This window comes from Rhodococcus sp. BS-15 (assembly GCF_000813105.1).
In the GTDB taxonomy this organism is placed as follows: domain Bacteria; phylum Actinomycetota; class Actinomycetes; order Mycobacteriales; family Mycobacteriaceae; genus Rhodococcoides.
This window is the reverse complement of the sequence record NZ_BAOX01000535.1, coordinates 1-1,481: the sequence shown is the minus strand read 5'-3', so window position 1 is coordinate 1,481 and position 1,481 is coordinate 1. Positions and strand designations below refer to the sequence as shown.

Sequence of the window (1,481 nt, the reverse complement as noted above, 5' to 3'; positions counted from 1 at the left end):
GGTGCCGACTTGCTGGCGCTCAACATGGCCGCGCGAGTCGCCGACGGCGATCAGATCGTCGTCGGCGTCGTGCCGCCCGAGGCCGCTCCACCGGTCAGCAGTACGACATCCGGGATCGGCACATCGGCAGACGGTAGCGGCGGCGTACCGGCCGGGGTCGGAGGTTCCACCACCGGCGGGACGGTGGACCTCAACGCCGCGACCGTCGCAGAGCTGGACGCGTTGCCCGGGGTCGGGCCGGTCACCGCGACCTCGATCGTGAGTTGGCGAGAGACCAACGGCCGTTTCGCAACCGTGGATCAGCTGTCCGAGGTGGACGGCATCGGGCCCGGCAGACTGGCGAAGATCCGCGACCTGGTGCACGTCGGATGACCACCGATGCCGCATCCACCGGCGCGCCGCAGACCGAGGATCGCCTGCCGTTCGACGTGCGCCTGGTTCCGGCCGCTGCGGTGTGCTGGTCGATCACCGCGATCGGAATTCTCGGAGGCCCCGGTGCTGCCCTGGCTGCTACCGCGTCGGCCGTTGCGGTGGTGCTGCTCGTCGCAGTGGCACTGCACGGAATGTCTGTTCGGCGCGGTCGGCCGAGTTCGAGTCGGTCCGGTGCGGCCGCGGTGATCGTGCTGGCGCTGTGCTTCGGGGGATCGATCTGGATTCAGATGCGCTCGCTGGCCGAGCATCCCGTGGCTGCGGCGGCAGAGAACCGAGCCTGGATCACGGCGTCGGTGCAGCTGGAGGAGGACCCGCGACGGCTGACCGCTCCCGGGCCCGCGACGGTGATGGTGAAGGCCGAGATGACGCGAGTCGACGTGGGCGGCGAGGCATGGCACGTCGGTGGACGGGTGTCGATCATCGCACCGCAGTCGAGTTGGTCGGCATTGCTGCCGGGCCAGGTGGTCACCGTGCGGGGCAGGCTCGGTGAGCCGATCAGACCGGACATGACCGTGGCCGTGATCCGCACTTCGGGTCCGCCGGTCACCGTGAACGAGCCCGGGACGATCTCTGCGGCAGCCGGTACATTCCGGTCGAATTTGGCTGCCGTGGCGCAGAATTCGATGCCACCGGATCGTGCGGGTCTGCTGCCCGGTCTCGTGGTCGGAGATGTGTCGCGGCTGGACGAGACGGTATCGGACAATTTTCGGGCGGCCGGCCTCACGCACTTGACGGCTGTCTCCGGTGCGAACTTCTCGATTCTGATCGGTGCGGTTCTGTTGGTGTTGCGAGGTGTCGGGGTCGGACCTCGCGCTACGGTCGCGGTGGCGTTCGTCGTACTCGTGGCGTTCGTGATCGTGGCCCGGCCGTCGCCGAGTGTGCTGCGGGCGGCATTGATGGGGTCGATCGGCTTGGTGGCGTTCGTCACCGGCAGGCGCAGGCAAGCGGTACCGGCACTGTGCGGCGCGGTGTTGGGGCTGCTCGGGTGGTGGCCGAGGCTGGCGGTGGATGTCGGATTCGTGCTGTCGGTGTTCGCCACCGCCGGGCTA

Annotated in this window: 2 protein-coding genes; both read left to right on the top strand. The window is 68.9% G+C overall.

Annotation, left to right across the window (positions count from 1 at the left end; translation table 11 throughout):
* Window positions 1-372 (top strand): helix-hairpin-helix domain-containing protein (locus tag RHBS_RS27700; RefSeq protein WP_148311816.1); only part of this gene is annotated, 372 nt, incomplete at its 5' end.
* On the top strand, window positions 369-1,481 hold a 1,113-nt coding region (locus RHBS_RS27695), incomplete at its 3' end, for a ComEC/Rec2 family competence protein (RefSeq protein ID WP_145977657.1). The genes RHBS_RS27700 and RHBS_RS27695, both read left to right, overlap by 4 nt.